Raw genomic sequence first — 25,688 nt, 5'->3', positions numbered from 1 at the left:
CCGCCCCCGGCCGACCGCCCTCCGACCACGTCCGGCACGACGAACATCACCGCCGGTACCACCGACAGCGCCGGCACCACCGGTACCACCGGCGCTCCGGACATGAACGAGGTCGTGGGACGGGACGATCTGCTCCTCCTCACCCTGGACACCCTTCGCCACGACGTGGCGGTCGAGCTGGCGGCAGCCGGCCGGCTGCCCAACCTCACCGCCCATCTCCCGGGCGGCACCTGGGAGAAGCGGCACGCGCCGGGGAACTTCACCTACGCCTCCCACCAGGCGATGTTCGCCGGCTTCCTCCCCACGCCCGCCGGTCCCGGACCGCATCCGCGGCTGTTCGCCGCCCGGTTCGCGGGCAGCGAGACCACGGCGGACGGCACGTTCGTCTTCGAGACCCCGGACCTCGTGTCCGCCCTGGCCGCCCGCGGCTACCGCACGGTGTGCATCGGCGGCGTCGGCTTCTTCAACAAACAGGGCGCCCTGGGCGACGTACTGCCCGGCTACTTCCAGGAGAGCCACTGGGAGCCGGAGTTCTCCGTCGCCTCTGCGACCTCATTCGAGGCGCAGGTGGCCCGCGCCGAGAAGACGGTCTCCGAACTGCCCCCGCAACAGCGCCTGTTCCTCTTCCTGAACGCCTCGGCGCTGCACCAGCCGAACTGGTTCCACCTCCCCGGCGCGACCCGGGAGGCGGGCGACAGCCGCCTCACCCATGCCGCGGCGCTGGAGTACATCGACCGCCATGTGGGGCGGCTGTTCGGCGCGATGAGTTCGCGCCGCCGCTGCTTCGCGATCGTCTGCTCCGACCACGGCACCGCCTACGGGGACGACGGCTACACCGGCCACCGCCTCGGCCACGAATCCGTGTGGACCGTGCCCTACGGCCACTTCTTCCTGGAGCCGCCCACATGACCGTCACCTCTGAGGCCGGCTCCGCGAGCACTTCTCTCGCTCTGCCGCGCCCGTACCAGAGCTATACGTACGCCTATCCGCACAAGACCGCCTACCGGCCGCTCGCCCCGGAACCGCGACTCGCGGACCTGTGGGCCGGGGAGTCCCGGCAGGCCCTCTCGCTGTACCTGCACATCCCGTTCTGCGAGATCCGCTGCGGCTTCTGCAACCTCTTCACCCGCATCGGCGCGCCGGACGGGCTGACGGGCCGCTATCTGGACGCCGTACGCCGTCAGGCCGCCGCCGTCCGCGAGGCCCTGGGTGATGAGGAGGCGCCCCGTTTCGCCAACGCGGCGTTCGGCGGCGGCACTCCGACCTATCTGGAGGCCGCCGAGCTGGAGCGGCTGTGCGACATCGCCGAGCACGAGATGGGCGTGGACCTGCGGGCCGTTCCCCTGTCCGTGGAGGCCTCGCCGTCCACGGCCACCGCGGACAGGCTGGCCGTGCTGGCCGAGCGCGGCACCACACGCCTGAGCCTCGGTGTGCAGAGCTTCGTCGAGGAGGAGTCCCGGGCCGCCGTACGCCCCCAGCGCAGAAGCGACGTGGAGGCGGCCCTGACCCGCATCCGCGAGGCCGCGATCCCGGTCCTGAACATCGACCTGATCTACGGCATCGACGGGCAGACGGCGGCCAGTTGGCGGTACTCCCTCGACGCGGCCCTGGCCTGGCGCCCCGAGGAGATCTACCTCTACCCCCTCTACATACGTCCGCTGACCGGCCTCGGCCGCCACACCGACCGGCGCACGGCCGACCGCCAGTGGGACGAGGAACGGCTGCGCCGCTACCGGGAGGGGCGCGACCATCTGCTCTCCCACGGGTACGAGCAGGTGTCGATGCGTATGTTCCGGCGGGCCGACGCACCACCGCAGGGGCCGGACGACTACGCGTGCCAGACCGACGGCATGATCGGCCTGGGCTGCGGCGCCCGCTCGTACACCTCGCGGCTGCACTACTCCTTCGACTACGCGGTGTCGATGCGGGAGATCCGCGGCATCATCGACGACTACACCGTCACCGAGGACTTCTCCCGCGCCCTGCACGGCAGGTGGGTCGACGAGGACGAGGCACGCCGCCGGCATCTGCTGCAGTCGCTGCTCCAGGCGGAGGGCCTGCCCGTCGCCGACTACCGCCGTCGGTTCGGTACGGATCCCGTCGACGACTTCCCGACGGAGCTGGACACCCTCGTGGGCCGCGGCTGGCTCGACGACGCCCGGCCGGAGCTGCTGCGGCTCTCCGCCGAGGGGCTCGCGCACTCGGACGCCATCGGCCCCGAGTTCTTCTCACCGGCCGTGCGTGAGGCCATGGCCGCGTACGAGACGAAGTGAGTGCCGGTGGACCTCACCCTGCTGTACCGCGGCCCCCTTTCCTCCTGCGACTACGACTGCCCCTACTGCCCGTTCGCGAAGCGGCGGGACTCCACGGCCCAACTGCGCGCCGACCGCACGGCCCTTGAGCGGTTCACCGCCTGGGCGCACGAACAGCGCCAGGACCGTCTCTCGGTCCTGTTCACCCCGTGGGGCGAGGGGCTGGTGCGCTCCTGGTACCGCCGCGCCCTCGTGGAACTCTCGCACCAGCCGCACATCCAACGGGTCGCCATCCAGACCAATCTGAGCTGCCGGACCGACTGGCTGAAGGACGCGGACCTCGACACCGTCGCCCTGTGGTGCACCTACCACCCCGGCCAGACACCGTACGAACGCTTCCTCGCCAAGACGCACACCCTGGCCGGCCTCGGTGTCCGTTTCAGCGTCGGGATCGTCGGCGTGCCCGACCACCTGGAACACGCGCGACGGCTGCGCGCGGAACTGCCGTCGCACGTCTACCTGTGGGTGAACGCCGCCGAGGGACACACCTATACGGACGCGCAGGCCGCCGAGTGGACGGAGCTGGACCCGCTCTTCCCCTTCAGCCGGCACCCGCACCGGTCGGCGGGCATGCCCTGCCGCACCGGCGAGTCGGTCCTGTCGGTCGACGGTGCGGGCACGGTGCGCCGCTGCCATTTCGTGCGCACGGAACTGGGCAACCTCTACGACGGTTCCTACCGTGCCGCGCTCGGCCCCAGGGCCTGCCCCAAGGAGCTGTGCGACTGCCACATCGGATATGTCCACCTGGAGACACTGCCGCTGTACGACGTGTTCGCGGGCGGGATTCTGGAACGTGTGCCGCCCGCCCTCCCCGACCGCCCGCTCCTGCCCCTCATCGCCACAACTGGGCGTGACTGACGTGCCGTTGGTTGTCCTGCCGTCAAGCAGCGCGCTTCGGCCGCGGCTGGCTCGGCTGGCAGGATGTCGCCGTTGACCCCTTTGCGTGGCACATGACAGCGTCGGTCCGCCCCGGGCAGCGGGCTCCGGGCAGCAGTCTTCGGACACATCCACAGAGGGGACCGATCAGCATGGGCGGCAGACAGGTCACGTACGCGGCGGCACTCACGGCGGCCGTACTCTTCCTCGGCGTCTCGGGCACCGCGGCCTCGGCCGCGACCCAGACACCCCCGGCCGCGGCGGCGGAGGCGGCGTTCGGCCAGAGCAGCTTCACCCCCGAGGAGGAGGCTCATCTGCGCGAGGTGGCCGCGGCGATCTGGAACGCGGACCTGGCGGCAGGCTGGAACATGAACCCCGAGGTCGCCGACGTGCTCTCCACCGCGACCGGGGAGATCCTCCGGTGTTCCGAGGCCTTCGCCCTCGTGCCCCGGCCGGCCGGCTTCGTCCCGGGCGTCGGATACCTGCTCAACTACTGGAAGAACCTCAAGGACTATTTCCTCGCCGTGAAGGACAACCGCACGTACCGCGCGTGCGTGGTGACCGCGGCGGCGAACTACCGGTCGGCGATCGAGATGGCCTCCATGGGCATCTGACCTCCCGTCCCGCACCGCCCCGTGCCATGCCGCTCGGCGTCCGGCCGCAGGTTCGCCCACCCGGGTGGGCGGCCCACCCGGCCGCCGAGCGGCACCCACGGTTCCGGGACACCGGGAGTGCCGTCGGCCGTGCACGCCCTCGTGCAGCAGACTGGGACACGAGACCGTGACCGGTGAGCGCCCCTCCGCTCACCGGCACCGCGCCGCCGGACACCGCTCGTCCCGAAAGGATCCACCACATGATCATCTTTGGCACCAAGGGATATCTCTACCAGTTGGCGATACTGACGCTGGTGTGCGGCCAGTGCGGCAACCCCGCCGCGCACACGCTCAGCAAACGCGTCACGAAGTTCACCCTGTTCTTCGTCCCGCTGTTCCCCGTCTCGACGAAGTACGCGACCCAGTGCACCTTCTGCGGCGCACAGCACAAGATCGGCAAGGAGCAGGCGGAGCAGTTGCAGGTGCAGGGCGCGAGCGGTCAGCCGCACGGCCAGCAGCAGCCGCACCAGCAGCCCTATCAGGGCTGATCGTCCACCGGCCGGGCCGGGGACGCGGTGAGCCCGTCCGGCCCTGACCGCACCCGATCGGATCTTCCCTGCCCCGGTGGCTTCGCGCGGGGTGCGCAGAGGGAATACTGGGGTGGAAACGACGACACTCCAGAGGTGGTCAGCGTGGACAGAGCGTGGGAGGCGGACCCGCCGGACGTGTCGTCCGCGCGGTCCACGGGCACCCTTCAGGTGCGCCCCCTGTCGGACCGGACGGGCTGGCAGGCCGCGGGTGAGGTCAGTCTGGCCACGCGCATCGCCTGGGAACGGACGCTGGACCGGCTGGCTCTGGAGGATGTGGAGGTGTGCCACTTGGAACTCTCGGCGGTCACCTTCGTCGACGTCGCCGGTGTCTCCGCCCTCGCAGTGGCGGCTCAAGGTCTTCCCGAAGGACGTCGCATCATGATCGAACAGCCGCCTGCCGCCATGGGACGGGTACTGGACATGTTCTGGCCCGGCCTGCGGGGCGTCGAGGTGGTGGCACGATGACGGCCCCCTCCACCGAGTTGTTCGTGCATCCCGCCCTGTTCTACCGGGGCGAGGAGGAGTACGTGGACGGCACCGTGCCGTTCATCCGCGAGGGTCTGGCGGCCGGCGAACCGGTGGCGGTCGCCGTGCCCGGCCCGAAGCTGGACATCCTGCGCTCCGCCCTGGGCGACGCCGCGACGGATGTGCGCTTCATCGACATGACGCAGGCGGGACGCAACCCCGGCCGGATCATCCCCAAGGTGCTGCGCGTCTTCGCCGACGCCCACCCGACCTCGCGCGTGCGGATCATCGGCGAGCCGATATGGCCCGATCGCAGCGGCGTGGAGTACCCGGCCTGCGTCCAGCACGAGGCACTGATCAACAGCGCGTTCGAGGGCCGGGACGCGACGATCCTGTGTCCGTACGACGAGGCGGGGCTCAGTGAGCAGGCGCTGACCGACGCGTACGCGACCCATCCCGTCGTGATCTCCGAGGGCCGGCAGCGGAACAGCCCGTCCTACGCGCCCGAGCGGGTGGTCGAGCGGTACAACGAACCCCTGCCGATCGCGGAGGCGGCGGAAGGTTACGCCTTCGGCGCGGACGAACTGCCGGCTGCCCGGTACTTCGTGGCCGAGCGGGCCACCCGGTTCGGTCTCTCCGGTGTCCGGCTGGACGACCTGGCGCTGGTCGTCGCCGAGCTGACCACCAACAGTGTGGTGCACGGCGGTGGTACGGGCACGGTGTATGTGTGGGCCGAGAACGGCCAGGTGGTGTGCGAGGTGCGCGACGGGGGGCAGCTGAAGGATCCCCTCGCCGGGCGGCGCCCCTCCCCGCCCGCGCAAGTGGGCGGCCGGGGGCTGCTGCTGGTGAACTACCTCACCGATCTGGTCCGGGTGCACACCGGGCCCGACGGCACGGTCATCCGCTGTTACGTCGACTGCTGAGGTCGACTGAAGGCCGACCACTCGGGGGTGCGCCCCCGAGTGGTCGGCCTTCAGGCAGGCGGCCAGGTCAGCCCTGGAAGAAGTCACCCAACGACTCGGCCAGTTCCTCGGGGGCCTGTTCGGCGACGTGGTGGCCGGAGTCGATTCCGTGGCCGCGTACGTCGGGGGCCCAGTCGGCCCAGATCTTCAGCGGGTCGCCGTAGAGGTCCTCCAGGTCGTCCCGGAGCGACCAGAGCGCCAGCGCGGGGCACGTGATCCGCCGTCCGGCGGCCCGGTCGGCCTCCTCGTGACCCCTGTCGATGGTCAGACCCGCCCGGTAGTCCTCCAGCATCGCCCGGACCACGTCCGGGTCGCGCACGGCTGCGCGCCACTCGTCGTGGTTCTCCTGCCCCATGCTCCGCGGATCACCGTGGTACCAGCTGTCCGGATCGGCGTTGATGACCCGCTCGGGGATGTCCGGCTGCGCGAAGAAGAACCAGTGCCACCACTGGGTGGCGAACTTCGCGGTGATACGGGACAGATGCTCGCTCAGGGGAAGGCAGTCGATCAGCGCCACGCGCCGGACCGCCTCGGGGTGATCGAGGACCAGACGCAGCGCGACACTGCCTCCGCGGTCGTGCCCGGCCAGCATGAACCGCTCATGGCCGAGGGAGCGCATGACCGCCACCACGTCCTGGGCGACGACACGCTTGGTGTAACCCGCGTGGTCGGCGGTGAACGCCGGACCACGCGAGCGGCCGTATCCCCGCAGGTCGGGGCAGACGACGGTGAAGCCCCGCTCGACCAGTCGGGGAGCGACCCGGTGCCAGGTCGCGGAGGTCCTGGGGTGGCCGTGCAGCAGGACGACGGGCGGTCCCTCGCCGCCGTGGCGGACGAAGGCGGACGACTCCGGGAGCCGGACCACCTCGGATGCGAAACCCTCGAACATCGGTCCGGCCTCCCGGTTCGTCGCTGCTGCCGCTCAGGTCGTCCGCCCTGCCGCTCCGGTCGCGTCCCCGCTCCGCACCGGACGCGGTGCGGTGTGGTGTGGTCAGCCCGGTGTGATGCGGCCGCGCCAGGAACCGGACGCGCCGTGCTGCTCGATGTACTCCTTGAAGCGGCGCATGTCGCCCTTGACCCGGCGGTCGATCGTCCCCGTCAGGTCGGCGGCCTTCTCGGCCGCCCCGGTCGGCTCCACGTCCATCACGAGCTGGACCCGCGTATGCGTGTCGTCCAGCCGCTGGAAGCTGACGGTGCCCTTCTGCTTGGTGTCACCGCTGGTGGTGCGCCAGGTGATCCGCTCGTCGGGGAACTGGTCGACGATCTCCGTGTCGAACTCGCGCTTCACCCCACCGATCTTGGTGGTCCAGTGGTTGTGGCGGTCGTCGACCTGCCTGATCTCCTCGACGCCCTCCATGAACTTGGGGAACTCCTCGAACTGGGTCCACTGGTTGTAGGCGACGCTGACGGGGACCTCGACCTCGACCGCTTCCTTGACCGTGCTCATCAGTCGGCTCCTTTCCACTGAATGGCCACGGAGCAGGGGGTTCTGCCCTGTGGATCTCGTCTCGGCGCGCCGGGTACCCGATGAACGTCCGCCTACAACCCGGCGAAGCCATCGTTTCTCGTCAAAGGTCATCTCTTCCGGTCGTGGCCGCCGTCCGCGTCCGCCGCGGACCGCGCATGGGCGGGGCGGGGCGGGATACCCGGCGGGTATGGCAAGGACATCGAAATCCGATCACGGCGTCACGACGTCGGGGTCCGCGCAGCAGGAGCAGACTCCGGGCCCGGCGGAGGAGATAGAGGAGCGGGCACCGGACAAGCTCCACGAGTTGCCGAAGCGGTCGTGGCTGGCCGTTCTGAAAGGCACGGTCAAGGAGTTCCAGGACGACGAGCTGGCCGACAGGGCCGCGGCACTGACGTACTACGGGGTGCTCTCGCTGTTCCCGGCGCTGCTGCTCCTGGTCTCGCTCCTGGGCATCGCCGGCAAGTCGGCGACGCAGGAGGTCCTGGACAACCTCAAGAAACTGACTCCCGGCTCCGCACGGGACATCATCAGCGACGCGGTGACGCAGCTGCAGGGCCGGGGCGGCATCGGCTCCGTCATGGCCCTGGTCGGTGTCGTGCTCGCCGTGTGGTCGGCCTCCGGCTATGTGGCGGCCTTCATCCGCTCCGCCAACGCCGTCTACGACATGCCGGAGGGACGCCCCGTCTGGAAGGTGCTGCCGATCCGCGTGGGCGTGACCGTCGTGCTCCTGGTACTGACGGTGATCAGCGCGCTGATCGTGGTGTTCACCGGTGGTCTGGCCCGCCAGGCGGGCGGCGCGCTGGGAATCGGAGACACGGCCCTGACGGTGTGGTCGATCGCGAAGTGGCCGGTGCTGGTGGTGCTCGTCACGATCATGATCGCCCTTCTCTACTGGGCGACACCGAACGTGAAGGGCCGCGGTTTCAAGTGGATCACTCCCGGTAGCGTGCTGGCCCTGCTGATCTGGATGATCGCCTCGGCCGGGTTCGCGTTCTACGTGGCCAACTTCGGCTCGTACAACAAGACCTACGGCACGCTCGCCGGTGTCATCGTCTTCCTGATCTGGCTGTGGATCAGCAACATCGCGATCCTTCTCGGGCTGGAGTTCGACTCCGAGATGGCACGGCAGCGCGCCATCGCGGGCGGCATGCCGGACACCGAGGAGCCCTATGTTCCGCCCCGGGACACCCGCGCCTGGAGCGACGAGGAGCAGCGCCGCATGGAATGAGGGGCCGCATGGACTAGGGGGTCGGACGGAACGAGGGCGTGCGGCCGGTCATCCGGCCGCGCGCGCGAGTGCGGCGACGGCCTCCACGGCCCGGTCCAGTTCGGCATGCGTGTTGTAGTAGTGCGGTGAGAGGCGTACGAGGGGGTGGACGTCCCGCACCTCCGTGTCGAACTGGGTGTGCTCGGGGACGGTCGTCGTCACGTTGATCCCCTGCCGCGCGAGCGCCGCGGCGACGTCCGCGGTGGGCACGCCGTCGACCTTCGCGGTCACGATGGCGCACCGGACCCGGCCGAGGTCGTACGTGGTGACGCCGGGCAGGGCGTCGAGGGCGTCGCGCAGATACGCGCCGAGGGCGGTGGCCCGCTCCCCGATCCGGTCCATGCCCAGGTCCAGGGCCTGGCGGGCGGCCACTCCCAGCCCCAGGACGTTGGCGTAGCTCGCTTCCCAGCTCTCGAAGCGCCGAGCGCCGGCGTGCCAGGTGAAGCCCCGGTCGCCGTCCCAGGTGGCCGCCTGGATGTCGCTGACGAACGGGTCGAGGTACTCCAGGGCCTCGCGGCGGACCCACAGGAAGCCGGTGCCGCGTGGTCCCCGCAGGAACTTGCGGCCGGTGGCGCTGAGCATGTCGCAGCCGATCCGGGTGACGTCGACGGGAAACTGCCCCACGGACTGGGTGGCGTCGAGCAGGAACGGCACGCCGGCGGCTCGGGTGATCCGGCCGATCTCGTGCGCGGGGTTGACCAGGCCGCCGCTGGTGGGGATGTGGGTGACGCCGACGAGTTTGGTGCGCTCGTCGATCAGTGCGGCCAGCGCCGTGGTGTCGAGTCCGCCGGACTCGTCGTCGGGGACCACCACGACCTCGGCGCCGGAACGCCGTGCGGTCTGCAGGTACGCCAGCACGTTGCTGCCGTACTCCGCCCGGCCGGTCAGGATCCGGTCGCCCGGTTTGAAGACCATCGAGTAGAAGCCGGCGTTCCACGCGTGCGTGGAGTTGTCGAAGAGCGCGATCTCGTCGGACTGCCCGCCGACCAGTTCGGCGATGCTCGTGTAGGTGGCGTCGATCCGGTCCTGTTCCTGTCGGGCGGCCTCGTAACCGCCGATCTCCGCCTCCAGCTCCAGATGGGAGGTCATCGTCACGAGGGTCCGCCGGGACAGCAGCCCGGCCCCCGCGTTGTTGAGGTGCACCCGGTGCGCGGTACCGGGGGTCTCCGCGCGGAGCGCCTCGATGTCCAGTCCGGGGTGTTCCACGCTGCTGTCCTCCACGGTGCCGTGTCCAACGCTGGTGGGTTCCATGACGGTGTGTTTCCATCCGCGCGGCCCTCGTATGCCTTCGTATGCCCGCGCTGCGCTCCCCGAGCCCCCGAGCTCGTACGCGCCCTCCCCCGGAAGTGAGCCGCCGATCCGCGGATCCGCGGATATCGAGCTTCTGCGCGGAAAGGATCCGTCGAAGGCATTGCTGCTTACGTACACGGGGCGGAGGGCGCGGGTGCCGAGCGAGGGGCACAGGTCGCACAACGAGTTGCGTGGCGACGTGTACGGCTCGGTCGTCCAGGCGGGCTCCGTACACGGTGGTATCCACATCGGTGCGCCGACTCCTTCCGTCCGGCAGACGCCGTGGCAGTTCCCCCCGCTCGTACGGGTGGTCGACCGGTCGTCGGAGCTGGCGGCGCTGGAGCGTCATCGTGCCCGCGCCGCGCGGGACGGGCGGCCGGCGCTGGCCGCGGTCAGCGGACTGGGCGGAGTCGGCAAGACCACGGTCGCGCTGAGCTGGCTCCACACCTTGCGCCGTCAGTTTCCGGGCGGCCAGCTCCACGCCGACCTGGGGGCTCAGTCGCCCGACGGGCCGGAGCACCCGGGAGAGGTACTCGCGCGTTTCCTGCGGGCCCTGGGCGTTCCCGCACAGCAGGTCCCCACGATGCTCGCCGAACGAACCGTGATGTACCGGTCGTTGACCGCCGACCGGAGCCTGGTCGTCCTGCTCGACGACGCGGCGACCGCGGCCCAGGTCCGGCCGTTGCTGCCCGGAGGCAGCAGCGTCACCGCGGTGACCAGCCGCAGACGGCTGCCGGGGCTGACCGTCGACGGCTGCTATCCCGTCCACCTGGAACCACTCGCCTCCGACGCGGCCGTCGAACTGCTCACGGACACCCTCGCGGACGGGCGGGTGGCCGAGGAGCCCGAGAACGCGCAGGCCCTGGTCGAGTTGTGCGCGGGGCTGCCGCTGGCCGTCCGTATCGCGGGCGCCCGGCTCGCGGCGCGCCCCGGGCGGAGTATCGGCACGATGGTCCGCTCACTGGCCGCGGAACATCAGCGACTGGAGGCACTGGCCATCGACGGCGACCACAACGTCCGAGCGGCACTGGATCTGTCGTACCAGGCACTGCCGCCCTCGGCGGCCCGGCTCTACCGCTTGCTGGGGCTGCACCCCGGCCGGGAGTTCGACACCCCGGTGGCCTCGGCGTTGCTCATCGCGGAGGGAACGGAGGGAGCGGCGGGAACGGAGGGAGCGGAGGGAGCGGCGGCGCGGTCGCTGGACGTGCTCCACGAGGCGAGCCTCCTCGTCGATGCCGCGGGAGAACGGCATCGCTTCCACGATCTCGTACGACTGCACGCCGCCGCGCGGGCGAGGGAGGACGAGTCTCCTGAGGAACGTGCGGCAGCCGCGCGCCGTATCGCCGATCACTATCTGGCGAGCGCCACGCGCGCCGAGGAGATCATCGATCCCCAGCACCGGACCATGGCCCGGGACTACGGTTCGGCCTCCGTGGTCGTCGCGGACGTGGGACCCGGCTCCGAAGCCGCGCTGGACTGGCTGGAGCGTGAACTCCCCAATCTGATGGCCGTGATCCATCAGGCCCGGTCCGCCGGCTTTCCCACCGTCTGCTGGCAGCTCGCCGACGCGTTGTGGCCGCTCTTCCTGCGGCGCAAGTTCTACGACGACTGGTGTGCCGCGCACCGGGAGGGGCTGGCGGCGGCACGGGACCTGGAGGACACGGCGGCCGAATGCCGCATGCTGACCTCGGGCGGTGTCGGGGAACTCGGCGCCGGGAACCCCGACCGCGCCCTGGAGATGTTCGAGCAGGCGGCACGGCTGTTCCTCGGCCGCGGTGACCGGCTCGGTCAGGCCCGCACGCTCAACTACCGCGGTCTCGCCCTGCAACGGCTCGGGCGTACGGACGAGGCCGTCGCGTACTTCGCGCGGGCCGCCACGGAGTTACCCGCGAACGGTGACGAGCGGGCGGGCGGGCTCGCCGGGCTCAACCTCGCCGATGTCGCCCTCGCCACCGGACAGGCCGAGGAGGCGATCCGCCATGCCGGTGTCGCCCGCACCACGCTCCGCGATGCGGGCGACACCTACAACGCCGCGCGCGCGACCACGCTCCTGGGCCGTGCGCATCTCGTACTGGACCGGCTCGACCAGGCGGGGGACCTGCTGTCCTCGGCCCTGGCGACACTGCGCGGCATGGCGGCGGACTACGAGACGGCCCGCGCCCTCGGAAGCCTGGCTGAGGTCTCCGAGCGACGCGGACGGACAGATCTCGCCCGGACCCACTACCGGGAGGCGCTGGACCTCTATTCCTCCGTGGGCCGGTCCGGGTCCGACGAGGCCGAGGCGGCCCGGTGCCGGCTCCGGCGGCTGGAGCAGGACGAGCCGCCCGACGAGAGGTGAGCACGCGGGAGGTGGCCGGCCGCGGAGTCGGTGCCCGACGCTGACAACCCGGCCACGAGCCAGGAATGGGCCAGCGAGGCGACGGTCTCCCAGAACCCCTCCGGCCGTCCCGGACCGCCCGCTTCGAGCACGAGCATCCGGCCGTCAGGGCCCAGCCGCATCCAGCAACGTGGGCCGTGATGCACGGCCACGACCAGCGCCCCCGGACAGGACAGGGCAAGCCGGACGGCCTGCCACGCCCCCTCACCGCGCTCGACCAGCACATCGCCCAGCGCCGGCCACCGGTTCCGCGCGCAGGCCCGGACCCTGACGTGCTCGTCGACGAAGAGCGTCCCGGAATCCGGGATCAGCAACACGGTCCGGACCCGGACCACCGAACCGTCGTCGTACGGAGCCCGGCCATGAGGCGTTCGGTCATACGTAGGCCGGTCGTATGCAGCCTCGTCGTACGAAGGCCGGTCGTACGGGGCCACGGACACGGCCGTCCGGGACAGCACGGCGAGGACAGTCATCGGGGCACCACGCTGCCCGGTCCGTCGTAGCGCACCGGCAGCGGAAGTCGGGCCGGTTCCGTGGTGGTCCTGGCCGCCGGCGCCCGCAGATGGAGCTTGCGGTAGAGCAGCGCACGCATCCTGCGGGCGAACCGGCCGGGTTCGGAGGTGATCCTGGCCGCGACCCGCTCGTAGCGCCGCGCACCGCGGAACGCGGAACCCCGTTTCAGTTGCGGACGCACCGGACGGTCGCCCTGCAGCCGCGGGGCGAACGACATCAGCTCGGCCATCGGTGAACCCGGATCGACGGGTGCGTCGGGGCGGCCCGCCATCAGCAGCGGCGCGCCGGTCATCGCGCCGTAGAGCGTCACCGAGCCGTGATCGCCCACGATGTGGTCGGCGGCGACGACCGTTCCGGCCCAGTCCTCGTACGGGCTGACCAGGATCAGGCCGGAGCGCACGAGATGGGCGAGCCATGTACGGACCTGCCAGTCGCCGTGCGCGTTCCAGACATGCGGATGCAGAAGTGCGGCGATCCGGTACTCGTCCCCGGGAAGTTCGGTGACCAGGCGCTCCAGGGTGCCCCACCCCTCCCCCAGCAGGGAGTCGGGCCCCCAGGTGGAGCAGGCGAGGACCAGTTGCTGCCGTGTCCCGACCCCGAGGGCCTCCCGGTACAGGGCCCGTGAGGCCAGACTCGCGGCGATCCTGTCGAAGCACGGGTCGCCCACCACTTCGGCGACCGCCAGCGCCTCGGGGCATTCGCGGCCGAGCCTGGCCAGTTCCTCGTGGTGGGCCAGCACGATGGCCTCGGGCACCACGGCTCCGTCCCGTACCAGCCTCTGCCTGCTGAAGCCGTAGGCACCGCGCTGCGTCACCGGCCTGCCGCGCTGCCCGACGTGGATGACCTTGTTGTGTCCGGCCCCGTGGGGAAGGACGACCACGGGTGCGTGCAGTTCGTGCAAGCTGCCGTGGCCGGCGGCCAGAGCGAGGTCGAAACCTGTCTGCACCGCCTGGCTCCAGGGAAGTACGAGACCTCCCAGCCGTTCAAGGAACTCACTGACCCCGTTGCTGAACACGTCGGGTGCCTGGGTGAAGAACGTCTGCACCCGGCTCTCGCCTTCCAGCAGGCGTATCGCGTCGAGCAGGCGCTGGCCCGCGATCACGGTGTGCACCACGACCAGGACCCGCCTGCGGGTCCGGCGGGTGGCCCAGCGCTCGACATCCAGCCGCACCGGCACATGCCGCCACTGCGGCTCCGGCACTGTCACGCTCATCGTTGAAATCCCCCGGTTCTTCCTGCGTCGCTTCGCGACCGCGCAGTTTCGCGGCCGATGGCAGAGGGATGCCCGCGGGGCTGGACGGAGGGCTTGCAGGAATCCTGCACTCCTGTGGCACGGCGACGGAGCCCTCCTCCGTGCGCCCGGCACGCTTCGGTGCGCCTGCGTGCCCACCCCTGACTCCATGGCACAGCCGTAGAACAGTGGTATGGCTCACACACCCGTACGGACAGACGTACGGGCTGCCGTACGGACAGCCGTACGAAGAGACGTACGGGCAGGCTTACAGGCATCAGCGAAGGCCGTGGGAAGAAGCGCACCCGTCGGGGGGCATGGTGGAACTTCTTGCTCTGGGACCTCTGGAACTCTGGCACGACCAGCGACAGCACGAACTCGGCTCCGTGAAGGAACGCAGAGTGCTGGCCGCCCTGATCCACGCCCGTGGTGAACCGGTGTCGGCGAACACGCTGATGGACCGGGTCTGGGACGGCGAACCACCCCTGACGGCCCTGGACACGCTGCAGAGTTACATCTCGCGGCTCAGGGGGCGGCTGCGCCGGGCGGTCGGCGAGGACAGGGTCGGCGTGGAACGGCCTTCCCCACGGCTGTACCAACTGCGCGCCGATCCGGAGGACATCGACCTGCTGCGCTTCCGGCGGCTGCGCTCGGACGCGCTGGCCGCGGCGGCGCGAGGTGAACGACCGCTGGCCATAGGGCTGTTGCGGACCGCCGAGGCGCTGTGGCGCAGTGAACCCCTGACCGAGTTCAGCGAGAGTTCCTGGGCGCAGTCCGCACGTGCTCGGCTCATCGAGGACCACCGCCGGGTCCGGGAGGAACGGATCGGCCTGGAACTGGAGTTGGGCCGTCACGCGGACCTCGTGGGCGAGCTGCGGGAACTCGCCTCCCAGAGTCCCTTCGCCCAGCAGGTGATCGGTTCCCTGATGCTGGCCCTGTACCGCTCCGGACGTCACGACGAGGCGCTCGCCGTCTACCGGAACACCCGCGCGCGATTACACGAGAGCCAGGGCATCGAGCCGACCGCGGAACTGCGGCAGCTGCACCTGCGCATGCTCGAACAGGACCGGGACCTCCTGCGGACGGAGCCAGGTCCTCCCGATCCGGCCCCGCGGGCACAGCCCCGCAACTGTCTGCCGCGGGACATCCCTGACTTCACCGGGCGGGCTGGTGAACTGCGCATCCTGCTCGCCGATTCGATGGCCGGGAGGCGCACGGCGACAGCTCTGTCGGTGACCGCTCTGCCGGTGACCGTGATCCACGGAATGCCCGGTATCGGCAAGACGGCCCTGGCGGTCCATGCGGCGCACCAGTTGTCCTCGGCGTATCCGGACTCCCAGTTCTATGTGGACATGCGGGGCCACAGCGGACAGCGGCCGCTCGATCCGGCGGACGCCCTGGCCGGTCTGCTGCACGCCACCGGCCGGTCCGGTGAACTGCCCGCGACGCTGGACGAGCGGGCGACCAGGTGGCGCGAGTGGACCGCAGGGCGCCGGGTGCTCGTGGTCCTGGACAACGTGCGGGACGCCGCTCAGGTCGGCCCTCTGCTGCCCGGCTCCCCCACCTGCCGGGTCCTCGTGACCACACGGAGCCGGTTGGTCGGTCTGGACGGCGCCGCCCACCTGTTCGTGGACACCCTGTCCCGGGAGGAGGCCGCGGCCCTCTTCACCCGGATCGTCGGTGCGTCGAGGGTGGCCGGTGAACCGGAGTGCCTGCGGCGGATCGTGGAGGCCTGCGCCTGTCATCCGCTGGCCGTGCAGGTCCTCGCGAGCCGCTTCCGGCACCGGGACTCCTGGGACCTGCCGCATCTGCTCGACCGGCTGGCCCATGCGACGAGTCCGCTCCAGGAGTTCGACGCGGTGATCAGCGCGGTGTTCCGGTTCTCGTACACGGAACTCAGCGCCCCCACACGGGAGTTGTTCCGGCGCCTCGCGCTGCACCCGGGCTCCGACATCACCCTCCTGGCGGCCGCGGCGCTGGCCGGAGCGGATCTCGGACGCGAACCCGAGGCACTGGAGCCATGCGTCGAGGAACTCATCGACGCCAACCTCCTGGAGGAGCCGGTCCGTGGCCGTTACCGGCTGCACGATCTGACCCGGGCCTACGCCTCGCAGGTATGTCTGCGCACGGACCCGGAAGCGGTCCGGCGTGCCGCGGTCGGCCGTCTCATCGCCCACCACCTCACCACCGCGTACCAGGCCGACCGGCTCTGTCACCCCCATCGCCGGGTGCTCGACCTGGACCTCCCCGCACAGGACCGGTCACTCCCCGCGGCGGAGTTCACGGACGCGGACGGGGCGTCGGTGTGGCTGACCGTGGAGCGCGCCAATCTCGTCGCGGTCGCGCGCACGGCCGCCGCCGGGCACCCTCAGTACGCGGCCCTGTTCCCGCACGTGCTGGCCAGGTCCCTCAAGCTGTGGGGCGCGTGGGACATCGAGGCCGAACTCTTCGACGCGGCCGTACCGGTCCTGCGCGCGTCCGACGATCGTGCCGCGCTGGCCCGGACCCTCACCGACCACGCGGACCTGCTGGCGCAGCGGAACCATGGTGCGGCCCTGCGCTGTGCGACCGAGGCCCTGTCGATCCACGAGGCCCTGCATCAGGTGGAGGGCCGCGCCGACGCCCTCTTCCAGTCGGGCCGCGCCCATCTCGCGGCGGGTCACGGCGACACGTCGCTGGGCGTCCTGGAACAGGCGCTGACGCTGTACCGCGAGGTGGGTGACCGGCACGGCGAGGCCGAATGCCTCAACGTCCAGGGAATCGTCCTGTATTACGCGGGGCACTACGACGAGGCCCTGCGGAAGGTCCAGGGCATGGAGGCCATCTACGAGGAGCTGCCCGACCCGTACGGGCTGGCCCAGGCCCTCAATAATCGCGGCGAACTGGCCTTCCTCCAGGGGCAGTACGCCGATGCGCAGAAATGCTACGAAAGGTCGCGCGTCCTGATGCGGCAGCACGGCGGCCGTGTCGATCTGGCGATTCTCGACACCAACCTCGGCGCGGTGCACCAGGCCGTCGGCGAGACGGACCAGGCACTCGGCTTCTTCAAGAAGGCGCTCGCGGCCCATCGATTCAGCGGCGACGCCCTCGGCGAGGCCGACGTGCTGATCAGCATGGGGACGGCCTATGCCCGGTCGGGGCGCCGGGGCGAGGCGCTGCTGCATCTCACGATGGCGGAGCAGGTGGCCACCCGTATCGACAACCCGTACGAGCGCATGCGGGCGTTGATCGCCGCGGCGGACGTCCAGCGCGAGTCGGGACGGCTCGACACCGCGGCCAAGGGCTATGAACAGGCACTTGAGGTGGCTGAGCGCATCGAGTTCCCCATGGGCTCCGCCCACGCGCTCGCGGGACTCGCGCGGATCGCGTCCCTGTCCCCTCGCGCCACCGACCGGACGGTCGACCACAGCGAACAGGCCGTCGCCCTGTACCGCGCCCTCGGCGCGGAGGCGGAGGCCGCGGAACTGCTCCGATTCCTCAACAGCCGCAGGTCGACCGGCTCCTGAGCGGTCGCCCAGGAGCCGGCACCTGTCACTCCGTCGACCCCGGCCGGTCTCGGCCTCCGTCGCCGACGGTCCGCGGTGGGATCACCACATCCAGCGGAGCACCACCGGCGCCGTGTGGGCGGCGAGCGCGAGGGGGAGGGCAACGACGTAGAACTTGTGAAGCACGGCTCTCCTTGCAGGTCGAACTACTCTCCGGGCCGACGCGCATGATCGCGTGGCGGCAGCGCCAAGGTACCGCCCCGGTGATCGCCACGGTTCCGGTTTTCGAGACTCGTCTGCACGTGCTAATGGCCGTTCGGCGTCACGCCCTCCGCTGCCCGGCAGCGACGCGAACCGCCTGACCACGGGCCTCCACCGCTCCGCCCCCGGCCACCGGCCGCACGTCGGCGGCCGGTGGCGTTCCCGGACAGTTTTCATGTCCTGACGCGGGCGCCCCGCCCGGCCGAAGACCTCTCCCTGGACGCACGGCCCGCGAACAGCGCCGCAAAGAAGTCGTGTCCGACGGGTTGCCGAGTAGTTGATTCATTACTTAAATCAACACCTGAACTAAGCGTCACCGCACCGGTATCGGGTTCCTCCCGTCCGTCCCGCACCCTCCACACCCGCACGGAGTCAACGTATGAGACGTCAACGTCTGCGGCTCAGATCCCTGGGGTTCGCGCTCGCCACGGCGGCCGCGCTCATCACCATCCCCGCCCAGCTACCGGCCGCCGCGGCCGAAGCACCGCTCTCCCAAGGCAGAACGGCCACCTCCTCCTCCGACGAGAACGCCGGCACCCCCGCCGCCGGCGCGGTCGACGGCGACACCGGCACCCGGTGGTCGTCGGCCCGTACCGACGCCCAGTGGCTCCAGGTCGACCTCGGGGCCTCGGCCACCCTCAGCAAGGTCGTCCTCAACTGGGAGGCGGCCTACGGCAAGGACTACAAGATCCAGGTCTCCGACAACGGCAGCTCCTGGACCGACGTCAAGTCCGTCACCGGCGGCGACGGCGGCACCGACACGCTCGACGTCTCCGGCCAGGGCCGCTACGTCCGTATGCAGGGCGTGTCCCGCGCCACCGAATACGGCTACTCCCTCTGGGAGTTCCAGGTCTTCGGCACCTCCGGCACCGGCAACCCCCCGGCCGCCGCCTGCTCGACGGCCAACGCCGCCAAGGGCAAGCCCGCCACCGCGTCCTCCACGGAGAACGCGGGCACGCCCGCCGCGTCCGCCTTCGATGGCGACACGGGCACCCGCTGGTCCAGCCAGGCGTCCGACCCCCAGTGGGTACGGGTCGACCTCGGTTCGGTCCAGGACATCTGCAAGGTCGACCTGAACTGGGAGGCCGCCTACGGCAAGGACTTCACCGTCCAGGCCTCGGCGGACGGCCAGAGCTGGACCACGCTCAAGTCCGTCACCAACGGCACCGGCGGGACCGCCTCCTACGACGTCAGCGGCTCGGGCCGCTACGTCCGCGTCAACGGGACCGCCCGCGGCACCGGTTACGGCTACTCTCTGTGGGAGGTCGCGGTGCACACCGGCACCGGCGGCGGCACCCCGCCCGTCGAGGGCGGCGGCGACCTCGGTCCCAACGTCATCGTCGTGGACCCGAACACCCCCAACCTGCAAGCCAAGTTCGACCAGGTCTTCACCCAGCAGGAGTCCAACCAGTTCGGCGCGGGCCGCTACCAGTTCCTGATGAAGCCGGGCACCTACAACGGCATCAACGCGCAACTGGGCTTCTACACCTCGATCTCCGGACTCGGCCTCAACCCCGACGACGTGAAGATCAACGGTGACATCACCGTGGACGCGGGCTGGTTCAACGGCAACGCCACCCAGAACTTCTGGCGTTCGGCGGAGAACCTGTCCATCAGGCCCGTCAGCGGCACGAACCGCTGGGCGGTGGCCCAGGCCGCGCCGTTCCGCCGGATCCACGTCGAGGGCGGCCTCAACCTCGCACCGGCGGGCTACGGCTGGGCGTCCGGCGGCTACATCGCCGACTCGAAGATCGACGGCACGGTCGGTCCGTACTCCCAGCAGCAGTGGTACACCCGCGAGAGCTCGGTCGGCGGCTGGACCAACGGTGTCTGGAACATGACGTTCTCGGGGGTGCAGGGCGCCCCGGCGACGAACTTCGACACCGGCCCGTACACGACGCTCGAGACCACGCCCATCTCGCGTGAGAAGCCGTTCCTGTACCTGGACGGCAACGACTACAAGGTGTTCGTGCCCGGCAAGCGGACGAACGCCCGGGGTGTGTCCTGGCCGGCGAACGCGGGCGGCACCTCGCTCCCGCTGAGCCAGTTCTACGTGGTGAAGCCCGGCGCGACCGCCGCGACCATCAACGCGGCACTGGCGCAGGGCCTCAACCTCCTGTTCACGCCCGGCGTCTACCACCTCGACCAGACCATCAACGTCAACCGCGCCAACACCGTCGTCCTCGGGCTCGGTCTGGCCACGATCATTCCCGACAACGGCGTGGACGCGATGCATGTCGCCGACGTCGACGGGGTCCGGCTGGCCGGCTTCCTCATCGACGCCGGTGCCGCCAAGTCCGACACCCTGCTCCAGGTCGGCGCGCCCGGTTCCTCGGCCGACCACGCCGCCAACCCGACCACCGTGCAGGACGTGTTCGTCCGGATCGGCGGGGCCGGTCCCGGCCTGGCCACCCGTTCGATGGTCGTCAACAGCGACGACGCCATCATCGACCACACCTGGATCTGGCGGGCGGACCACGGTGAGGGCGTCGGCTGGGAGACCAACCGCGCCGACTACGGTCTTGAGGTCAACGGCGACGACGTCCTCGCGACGGGCCTGTTCGTCGAACACTTCAACAAGTACGACGTGGTCTGGAACGGTGAACGCGGCCGGACGATCTTCTTCCAGAACGAGAAGGCCTACGACGTGCCGAACTCCGCCGCCATCACCCATGACGGCATCGTCGGGTACGCCGCCTACAAGGTGGCCGACAGCGTCAACACCCACGAGGCCTGGGGTCTGGGCAGCTACTGCAACTTCACGTCCGATCCGTCGATCGTCCAGCACCACGGGTTCCAGGTGCCGGTCAAGTCGGGGATCAAGCTGCACAGCATCCAGGTCGTCTCACTGGGAGGGAAGGGGCAGTACGCGCACGTCGTGAACAACACGGGTGCGCCGACCTCGGGGTCGGACACCATCCCGTCGAAGATCACCAGCTTCCCCTAGCCGGCTTCCCGCAGTCGGCTTCCCGCAACAGGCCGCCAACGGGCCGCTGAGCGGTTGAAAGGTGTCTGTGGCCCGCCCACCGGGCGGGCCACAGGCATGTGGGCGGACCCCGTGCGGGGCGAGATCATCGACGGTTTATCATATGAGCACCGCCTAGCTCGAAAGATAAACCTGTGACTGTCAATGACGACTCGTTCACCAACTGGAAGCACCGCGAGGAGATCGCGGAATCGATGATCCCGATCATCGGGAAGCTGCACCGCGAGCGGGACGTCACCGTCCTGCTGCACAGCCGCTCCTTGGTGAACAAGTCGGTGGTCAGCATCCTCAAGACCCACCGGTTCGCCCGGCAGATCGCCGGAGTGGAACTGTCGGTCACCGAGACACTGCCCTATCTGCGGGCACTGACCACGCTCGACCTCGGCCCCGCCCAGATCGACATCGGGATGCTCGCCGCCACGCACCGCGACGACGACCGCGGCCTCACGGTCGAGGCCTTCACCGCCGAGGCCGTCGCCGGGGCCACCGGCGCCAACAAGATCGAGAGCCGCGAGGGACGCGATGTCGTCCTGTACGGCTTCGGCCGCATCGGCCGCCTGGTCGCCCGGCTCCTCATCGAGAAGGCCGGCTCGGGGAACGGTCTGCGTCTGCGGGCCGTCGTCGTCCGCCGGGGCGGTGAGCGGGCCGCCGACGATCTCGTCAAGCGTGCCTCGCTGCTGCGCCGCGACTCGATCCACGGCCAGTTCCAGGGCACGATCACCGTCGACGAGGCGAGCAGCCTGATCTTCGCCAACGGCAACGCGATCAAGGTGATCTACGCGAACGACCCGTCGGAGGTCGACTACACGGCGTACGGCATCAAGGACGCCGTCCTCATCGACAACACCGGCATCTGGCGCGACCGCGAGGGCCTGTCGCAGCATCTGCGCCCCGGCATCGACAAGGTCGTGCTGACCGCGCCGGGCAAGGGCGACGTGCCCAACATCGTGCACGGTGTCAACCACGACATGATCAAGCCGGACGAGCGGATCCTGTCCTGCGCGTCCTGCACCACGAACGCGATCGTCCCGCCGCTGAAGGCGATGGCCGACGAGTACGGGGTCCTGCGCGGGCACGTGGAGACCGTCCACTCGTTCACCAACGACCAGAACCTGCTGGACAACTACCACAAGGCCGACCGCCGTGGCCGCTCGGCGCCGCTCAACATGGTGATCACCGAGACCGGTGCGGCCTCCGCCGTGGCCAAGGCGCTGCCCGACCTCGACGCGCCGATCACCGGCAGCTCGATCAGGGTGCCGGTGCCGGACGTGTCGATCGCGATCCTCAGCCTGCGGCTCGGCCGTGAGACCACCCGCGGGGAAGTCCTCGACTATCTGCGGAACGTGTCGCTGACCTCGCCGCTGAAGCGGCAGATCGACTTCACCACCGCCCCCGACGCGGTCTCCAGCGACTTCATGGGCTCGCGCCACGCCTCGATCGTCGACGCCGGAGCCACCAAGGTCGACGGCGACAACGCGATCCTCTACCTCTGGTACGACAACGAGTTCGGCTACTCCTGCCAGGTCGTCCGGGTCGTCCAGCATGTGACGGGGGTCGAGTACCCGACGTACCCGGCGCCGGCGGTCTGACCGCGGCGACCACCCGAGAACGTACGCGACGAACGCGCACCCGGGCCGATGACCTGGGTGCGCGTTCGTCGTGCCGTCGGACGGCAGCCGGCAGACCGCCCGGCGTTACGAAACCGCCGAGCGGAAGCTCCAGCGGCCCGACCCGATCTCGTACACCGCCTCGTCCTCGTCCGTACGCACCAGGCGTGCCCCGGCGGGCGCCTGGGCCTTTCCACCGGCGCCGAACAGCGGAACGTGAACCTCCGCCGTGCTCCCCGCCGGTACCTCCACGGTCAGGCGGAACCGGCCGCCGTCCCGCTTCCACCCGGTCCGGGCGACCCCGTACGGAGTGCGGTACGAGCCGGTCGCCGAGGTCATGTCGCCCTCGACGGCCGGGTCGATGAGCAGCTCGGAGTAGCCGACCGAGTCGGCGGTCTGTCCGATGCCCGCGACCCGGGTGGTGAACCAGGAGTCGATGGCGCCGAGCATGAAGTGGTTCTGCGACTGGCCGGGGCCGCCGTCCCATGACTCGCCGAGCGTGGTGTTGCCGGCGCGCACCTGGTAGCCGTAGCTCGGGCTGGTCGTCTGCGTGGCGATCTTGTGGACGATGTCGTCGCGGCCGTTGGTGGACAGGACCCGGAACGCGGCGGGCAGGGAGATCTCGCCGAGCGTCAGGTGGTGTCCGGCGCTCTCGACGGCGCCGGTGAAGTGGCCGAGCAGCCGGTCCTTCTCCCCCGCCGGGTACGCGCCTATGTCGAGGGCGAGGGCTTCGGCGCCCTGCCCTCCGCCGCCGAAGGTGCCGGTCGCGGAGTCGTAGTACTTGGCGGCGAGGGCGGTCGCGCTCGCGTCGGCCTTCGCCCGGTACGAGGCGGCCCCCTCCTCGTCCCCGAGGACGGCGGCTGTCCTGCTCAGGGCGTCGACGACGCGCCAGTAGCCGTAGGTGCCGGCGACCGCGCGCGGGAAGGTGCGGTCCGGGGTGAACCAGTCGCCGAGCCCGTAGTCGAGGATGCCGCCGGAGACCTGCGTTCCGAGGAAGTCGGCGTACTGCCGCATCCGCGGGTAGTACGCGGCCATCGTGTCCCGGTCGCCGTAGGTCGTGTAGAGCTGCCAGGGGACGAGGACGAACGCGCCGCCCCAGTTGGAGTCGTTGCGGTAGGCGCCGGGCAGGCTGGTGTACTCGGGCACGGTGCTGGGGATCAGCCCGTCCGTGGTCTGCGCGTCGGCCATGTCGCGCACGATCTTGCGCAGGTAGGAGCGCATGTCGTAGTTGCCCGCGAGCGCCGGGAACACGAGCTGGTTCTGCTCCAGCCAGCCCAGCTTCTCCCGGCTGGGGCAGTCGGTGAGGACGCTCATCATGTTGCCCTCGACGGCCCGGCGGATCAGCGAGTGGATGTCGTTGACGAGCGGGTCGGAGCTGCTGAAGTCTCCGGCCGAGGTGTTGTCGGTGCGCAGCACCTTGCCGCGTACGGTGACGGTCGCGCCCTCGGGCACACCCCTCAACTCCAGGTAGCGGAAGCCGTGATAGCTGAAGCGCGGGTGCCAGGTCTCGGTGCGGGCGCCCCGGGTGGTGTAGCTGTCCCAGAGGGGTGCGCCGACGTTGCTGATGGACTGGAAGGCGTGACCGTCCTTGAGGGATTCGGCCGGGTAGACGCGCACGGCCGTGCCGGCGGGGGCGCTGACGGTGATCTCCGGCCAGCCGGCGATGTTGCGGCCGAGGTCGAAGACCCTGCTGTTCGCGGCGCCCGCGACCTCCTTGCCCTTGAGGGTCTCGACGGCCCTGATGGGTTCGGTCTCGCGCGCGCTGAGCGCGGCGGGCTTCTCCGCTCTACCGGGGCCGGACACCGCGACGGCCCGCTCCCAGTCACGTCGGTCGCCGCCCGGCTCGTCCCAGTGGGCGGTCTCGCGACGGGCGTCGTAGTCCTCGCCGCCGTACCAGTTGGAGGACGTGGTGGGTCCGAGGGTGGTCCGCCAGTCGTCGCCGCTCGTGACGGTACGGACGCTGCCGTCGGCGAGGGTCACCTCAAGGCGGGCGATGAGCTTGGGGTCGCTCAGGTTGCCGTACAGCTTGCGGTAGCGGTCGGCGGTGCTGACGACGTTGGACATGCCGTTGCCGAGGGCCACACCGAGGGTGTTGGCGCCGGCCTTGAGGCGGTCGGTGACGTCGTAGGTGGCGTACTGGACGCGTTCCGCGTAGTCGGTGTTGGCGGGTTCCAGGACGGCGTCGCCCACCGGTTCGCCGTTGAGGGTGGCGTCGTAGATACCGAGTCCGCCGATGTACAGACGGGCGCCGCGCACGCCTGCGGGCAGCTTGAAGTCGTCGGTGAGCAGGGGCAGTCCGGCCGGGAGATAGGGCTCCGGGGGCCTCTGCCCGGCCACGTCCGCGAGTGCGGTGAACGGGCCGGTGGCGCTGTCGCCGCTCGAAAGGGCGTAGTCCACCGGGAAGTTGGGGACGCGGCCGTCCGCCGTGAGGACGTCGGCGCGCGGGTACAGCGCCACCTCGTCGAAGGTCTTCGCCGCCTTGAGGTCGAGGGTGACCACCACGGGTGCGCCGGAGACATCGGCACTCGTGTGGGCGGCGCTCGCGTATCCGGCGGCGGTCTGCAGGGCGCTGTTGGGCAGGCCGTCGACGGCGAGGGCCGGTTCCCAGGTCTTGCGCAGGGTGTTGGTCTCGGAGGCGGTCACCGCCGCGCCGCGGGCGAGGCCGGTGGTGGAGGTGGCGGAGTCACGTACGTCGATCTCGCCGAGCTGGACCCGCCAGGTGCGCTCGGGGAAGTTCTCCTCCAGCGGCAGACCCAGCTTCGTCACGTCCAGCCGTACGTAACGGGCCGTGGTACGGGGAACCTTGACGACGACGGGCTCGGCGGTGCGCTCGCTGAGCCGCCAGTCCGGGTGCGTGATCCAGTCGGCTTTCGCGCCCGTGTTCCAGTCCGACTGCCGGGTCAGGCCGGTCTCGAAGACGGCGGTGTCGCTCCAGCCGGAGTCGCGCGGCCCGTGCGAGGACCAGAGCATGACCCGCCAGTACACGCGGTCACGGGAACCGAGCTTCTTCCCCGCGTACGTGGTCTCCGGCACCGTCGAGCGGACCTTGCCCGAGTCCCAGAGGTCGGGCCGGCCGCGGCGCAGCAGCTCCGGCGAACTGGCCGCCTGGACGCGGTAGGCGGCCTGACGGGTGTCCGTGGCGCGGGCCTCGGTCTCCCAGCTGAGGTCGGGCGTGGTGTCGTCGATACCCAGGGCCTGGCTCAGGTGCTGGGTGCGCAGCCGGTCCGGGGTGATGGTGGCACTGCTGCCGGCAGTGGTGGCGTCGGCGGTGACGGCACCGGCCAGGACGGTCGCGAACGCGGTCAGTCCGGCGAGGAGTACGGGTACGGGCCGCCGGTGTCCGCTGCGGCGACGCGGTCGCGGACGGGGTCTGAGCATGAGGGCTCCATGAAGTGCGGGCGGGTG

18 protein-coding genes are annotated in these 25,688 nt (G+C 70.5%); 12 read left to right on the top strand and 6 right to left on the bottom strand.

Annotated elements, in window-relative coordinates; translation table 11 throughout:
* Positions 1–102: 102 nt before the first annotated feature.
* The 7 genes from IE278_RS00445 to IE278_RS00415 all read left to right on the top strand — a co-directional run bounded on the left by IE278_RS00445 (position 103) and on the right by IE278_RS00415 (position 5,759).
* The gene (locus IE278_RS00445) at positions 103–909 is read left to right on the top strand and encodes an STM4013/SEN3800 family hydrolase (protein ID WP_189768960.1); all 807 of its coding nucleotides are present in this window, start codon (positions 103–105) and stop codon (positions 907–909) included.
* Complete coding sequence (locus IE278_RS00440; RefSeq protein WP_189767535.1) at positions 906–2,273, top strand: STM4012 family radical SAM protein; 1,368 nt, start codon at positions 906–908, stop codon at positions 2,271–2,273. Before IE278_RS00445 ends, IE278_RS00440 begins: the two co-directional genes overlap by 4 nt.
* Before the next feature lie 6 nt (positions 2,274–2,279).
* Positions 2,280–3,170: an STM4011 family radical SAM protein gene (locus tag IE278_RS00435; RefSeq protein WP_189767533.1), complete on the top strand. Its 891-nt coding sequence runs from the start codon at positions 2,280–2,282 to the stop codon at positions 3,168–3,170.
* A gap of 170 nt (positions 3,171–3,340) precedes the next feature.
* Positions 3,341–3,802 (top strand): hypothetical protein, encoded by a 462-nt coding sequence (locus IE278_RS00430; protein ID WP_246569647.1) that lies wholly within the window; start codon positions 3,341–3,343, stop codon positions 3,800–3,802.
* Between the two features lie 239 nt (positions 3,803–4,041).
* On the top strand, positions 4,042–4,329 hold the full coding sequence (locus tag IE278_RS00425) for a zinc-ribbon domain-containing protein (protein ID WP_189767531.1): 288 nt from the start codon (positions 4,042–4,044) through the stop codon (positions 4,327–4,329).
* A gap of 144 nt (positions 4,330–4,473) precedes the next feature.
* The gene (locus IE278_RS00420; protein ID WP_246569645.1) at positions 4,474–4,836 is read left to right on the top strand and encodes an STAS domain-containing protein; all 363 of its coding nucleotides are present in this window, start codon (positions 4,474–4,476) and stop codon (positions 4,834–4,836) included.
* Positions 4,833–5,759: an anti-sigma factor RsbA family regulatory protein gene (locus IE278_RS00415; RefSeq protein ID WP_189767529.1), complete on the top strand. Its 927-nt coding sequence runs from the start codon at positions 4,833–4,835 to the stop codon at positions 5,757–5,759. The genes IE278_RS00420 and IE278_RS00415 overlap by 4 nt, the downstream gene beginning before the upstream one ends.
* Positions 5,760–5,826: 67 nt before the next feature.
* Here the strand turns inward: IE278_RS00415 and IE278_RS00410 are convergent, their stop codons facing one another.
* Together IE278_RS00410 and IE278_RS00405 are read right to left on the bottom strand one after the other, a co-directional pair.
* A complete protein-coding gene (locus IE278_RS00410; protein ID WP_189767528.1) occupies positions 5,827–6,687 on the bottom strand; it encodes an alpha/beta fold hydrolase in 861 nt (286 codons plus the stop codon).
* Between the two features lie 102 nt (positions 6,688–6,789).
* A complete protein-coding gene (locus IE278_RS00405; protein WP_189767526.1) occupies positions 6,790–7,245 on the bottom strand; it encodes an SRPBCC family protein in 456 nt (151 codons plus the stop codon).
* 208 nt (positions 7,246–7,453) lie between these two features.
* Here IE278_RS00405 and IE278_RS00400 point away from each other — a divergent pair, with 208 nt between their 5' ends.
* Positions 7,454–8,494: a YihY/virulence factor BrkB family protein gene (locus IE278_RS00400; RefSeq protein WP_189767524.1), complete on the top strand. Its 1,041-nt coding sequence runs from the start codon at positions 7,454–7,456 to the stop codon at positions 8,492–8,494.
* Positions 8,495–8,542: 48 nt separating this feature from the next.
* Here IE278_RS00400 and IE278_RS00395 read toward each other — a convergent pair whose 3' ends face one another.
* Entirely contained in the window at positions 8,543–9,784 is a 1,242-nt protein-coding gene (locus IE278_RS00395; RefSeq protein ID WP_189767522.1) for an aminotransferase class V-fold PLP-dependent enzyme, read from the bottom strand.
* Positions 9,785–9,977: 193 nt separating this feature from the next.
* Between IE278_RS00395 and IE278_RS00390 the strand changes: the two genes are divergently transcribed.
* On the top strand, positions 9,978–12,161 hold the full coding sequence (locus IE278_RS00390; RefSeq protein ID WP_246569643.1) for an ATP-binding protein: 2,184 nt from the start codon (positions 9,978–9,980) through the stop codon (positions 12,159–12,161).
* On the opposite strand, the gene IE278_RS00385 is transcribed toward IE278_RS00390, so the two are convergent.
* Both IE278_RS00385 and IE278_RS00380 read right to left on the bottom strand, forming a co-directional pair.
* Positions 12,065–12,673 (bottom strand): transcriptional regulator, encoded by a 609-nt coding sequence (locus tag IE278_RS00385; protein ID WP_189767518.1) that lies wholly within the window; start codon positions 12,671–12,673, stop codon positions 12,065–12,067. The genes IE278_RS00390 and IE278_RS00385 overlap by 97 nt on opposite strands.
* On the bottom strand, positions 12,670–13,926 hold the full coding sequence (locus IE278_RS00380; protein ID WP_189767516.1) for a hypothetical protein: 1,257 nt from the start codon (positions 13,924–13,926) through the stop codon (positions 12,670–12,672). The genes IE278_RS00385 and IE278_RS00380 overlap by 4 nt, the downstream gene beginning before the upstream one ends.
* Positions 13,927–14,261: 335 nt before the next feature.
* On the opposite strand from IE278_RS00380, the gene IE278_RS00375 reads away from it, so the two are divergent.
* The 3 genes from IE278_RS00375 to IE278_RS00365 all read left to right on the top strand — a co-directional run bounded on the left by IE278_RS00375 (position 14,262) and on the right by IE278_RS00365 (position 22,265).
* Positions 14,262–17,450, top strand: coding sequence for an AfsR/SARP family transcriptional regulator (locus IE278_RS00375; protein ID WP_189767513.1), 3,189 nt, complete (start codon positions 14,262–14,264; stop codon positions 17,448–17,450).
* 634 nt (positions 17,451–18,084) lie between these two features.
* Positions 18,085–20,637, top strand: a complete 2,553-nt coding sequence (locus IE278_RS00370; RefSeq protein ID WP_189768956.1) for a discoidin domain-containing protein — start codon at positions 18,085–18,087, stop codon at positions 20,635–20,637.
* A 173-nt stretch (positions 20,638–20,810) separates the two neighbouring features.
* Positions 20,811–22,265, top strand: coding sequence for a glyceraldehyde-3-phosphate dehydrogenase (locus IE278_RS00365; protein ID WP_189767511.1), 1,455 nt, complete (start codon positions 20,811–20,813; stop codon positions 22,263–22,265).
* A 105-nt stretch (positions 22,266–22,370) separates the two neighbouring features.
* Here IE278_RS00365 and IE278_RS00360 read toward each other — a convergent pair whose 3' ends face one another.
* Positions 22,371–25,661, bottom strand: coding sequence for a family 78 glycoside hydrolase catalytic domain (locus IE278_RS00360; protein ID WP_189767509.1), 3,291 nt, complete (start codon positions 25,659–25,661; stop codon positions 22,371–22,373).
* Positions 25,662–25,688 lie beyond the last annotated feature (27 nt).

It is taken from the genome of Streptomyces tauricus (assembly GCF_014650955.1).
Taxonomy (GTDB): Bacteria; Actinomycetota; Actinomycetes; order Streptomycetales; family Streptomycetaceae; genus Streptomyces; species Streptomyces tauricus.
This window is presented reverse-complemented; position numbering and strand designations above follow the sequence as displayed.

Bases quoted from the DNA above. Each gene is read 5' to 3' on its own strand.
- IE278_RS00415 (WP_189767529.1), top strand. From the start codon at position 4,833: ATGACGGCCCCCTCCACCGAGTTGTTCGTGCATCCCGCCCTGTTCTAC.
- IE278_RS00425 (WP_189767531.1), top strand. From the start codon at position 4,042: ATGATCATCTTTGGCACCAAGGGATATCTCTACCAGTTGGCGATACTG.
- IE278_RS00385 (WP_189767518.1), bottom strand. From the start codon at position 12,673: ATGACTGTCCTCGCCGTGCTGTCCCGGACGGCCGTGTCCGTGGCCCCG.
- IE278_RS00360 (WP_189767509.1), bottom strand. From the start codon at position 25,661: ATGCTCAGACCCCGTCCGCGACCGCGTCGCCGCAGCGGACACCGGCGG.
- IE278_RS00445 (WP_189768960.1), top strand. From the start codon at position 103: ATGAACGAGGTCGTGGGACGGGACGATCTGCTCCTCCTCACCCTGGAC.
- IE278_RS00410 (WP_189767528.1), bottom strand. From the start codon at position 6,687: ATGTTCGAGGGTTTCGCATCCGAGGTGGTCCGGCTCCCGGAGTCGTCC.
- IE278_RS00430 (WP_246569647.1), top strand. From the start codon at position 3,341: ATGGGCGGCAGACAGGTCACGTACGCGGCGGCACTCACGGCGGCCGTA.
- IE278_RS00380 (WP_189767516.1), bottom strand. From the start codon at position 13,926: ATGAGCGTGACAGTGCCGGAGCCGCAGTGGCGGCATGTGCCGGTGCGG.
- IE278_RS00395 (WP_189767522.1), bottom strand. From the start codon at position 9,784: ATGGAACCCACCAGCGTTGGACACGGCACCGTGGAGGACAGCAGCGTG.
- IE278_RS00440 (WP_189767535.1), top strand. From the start codon at position 906: ATGACCGTCACCTCTGAGGCCGGCTCCGCGAGCACTTCTCTCGCTCTG.
- IE278_RS00405 (WP_189767526.1), bottom strand. From the start codon at position 7,245: ATGAGCACGGTCAAGGAAGCGGTCGAGGTCGAGGTCCCCGTCAGCGTC.
- IE278_RS00400 (WP_189767524.1), top strand. From the start codon at position 7,454: ATGGCAAGGACATCGAAATCCGATCACGGCGTCACGACGTCGGGGTCC.
- IE278_RS00375 (WP_189767513.1), top strand. From the start codon at position 14,262: ATGGTGGAACTTCTTGCTCTGGGACCTCTGGAACTCTGGCACGACCAG.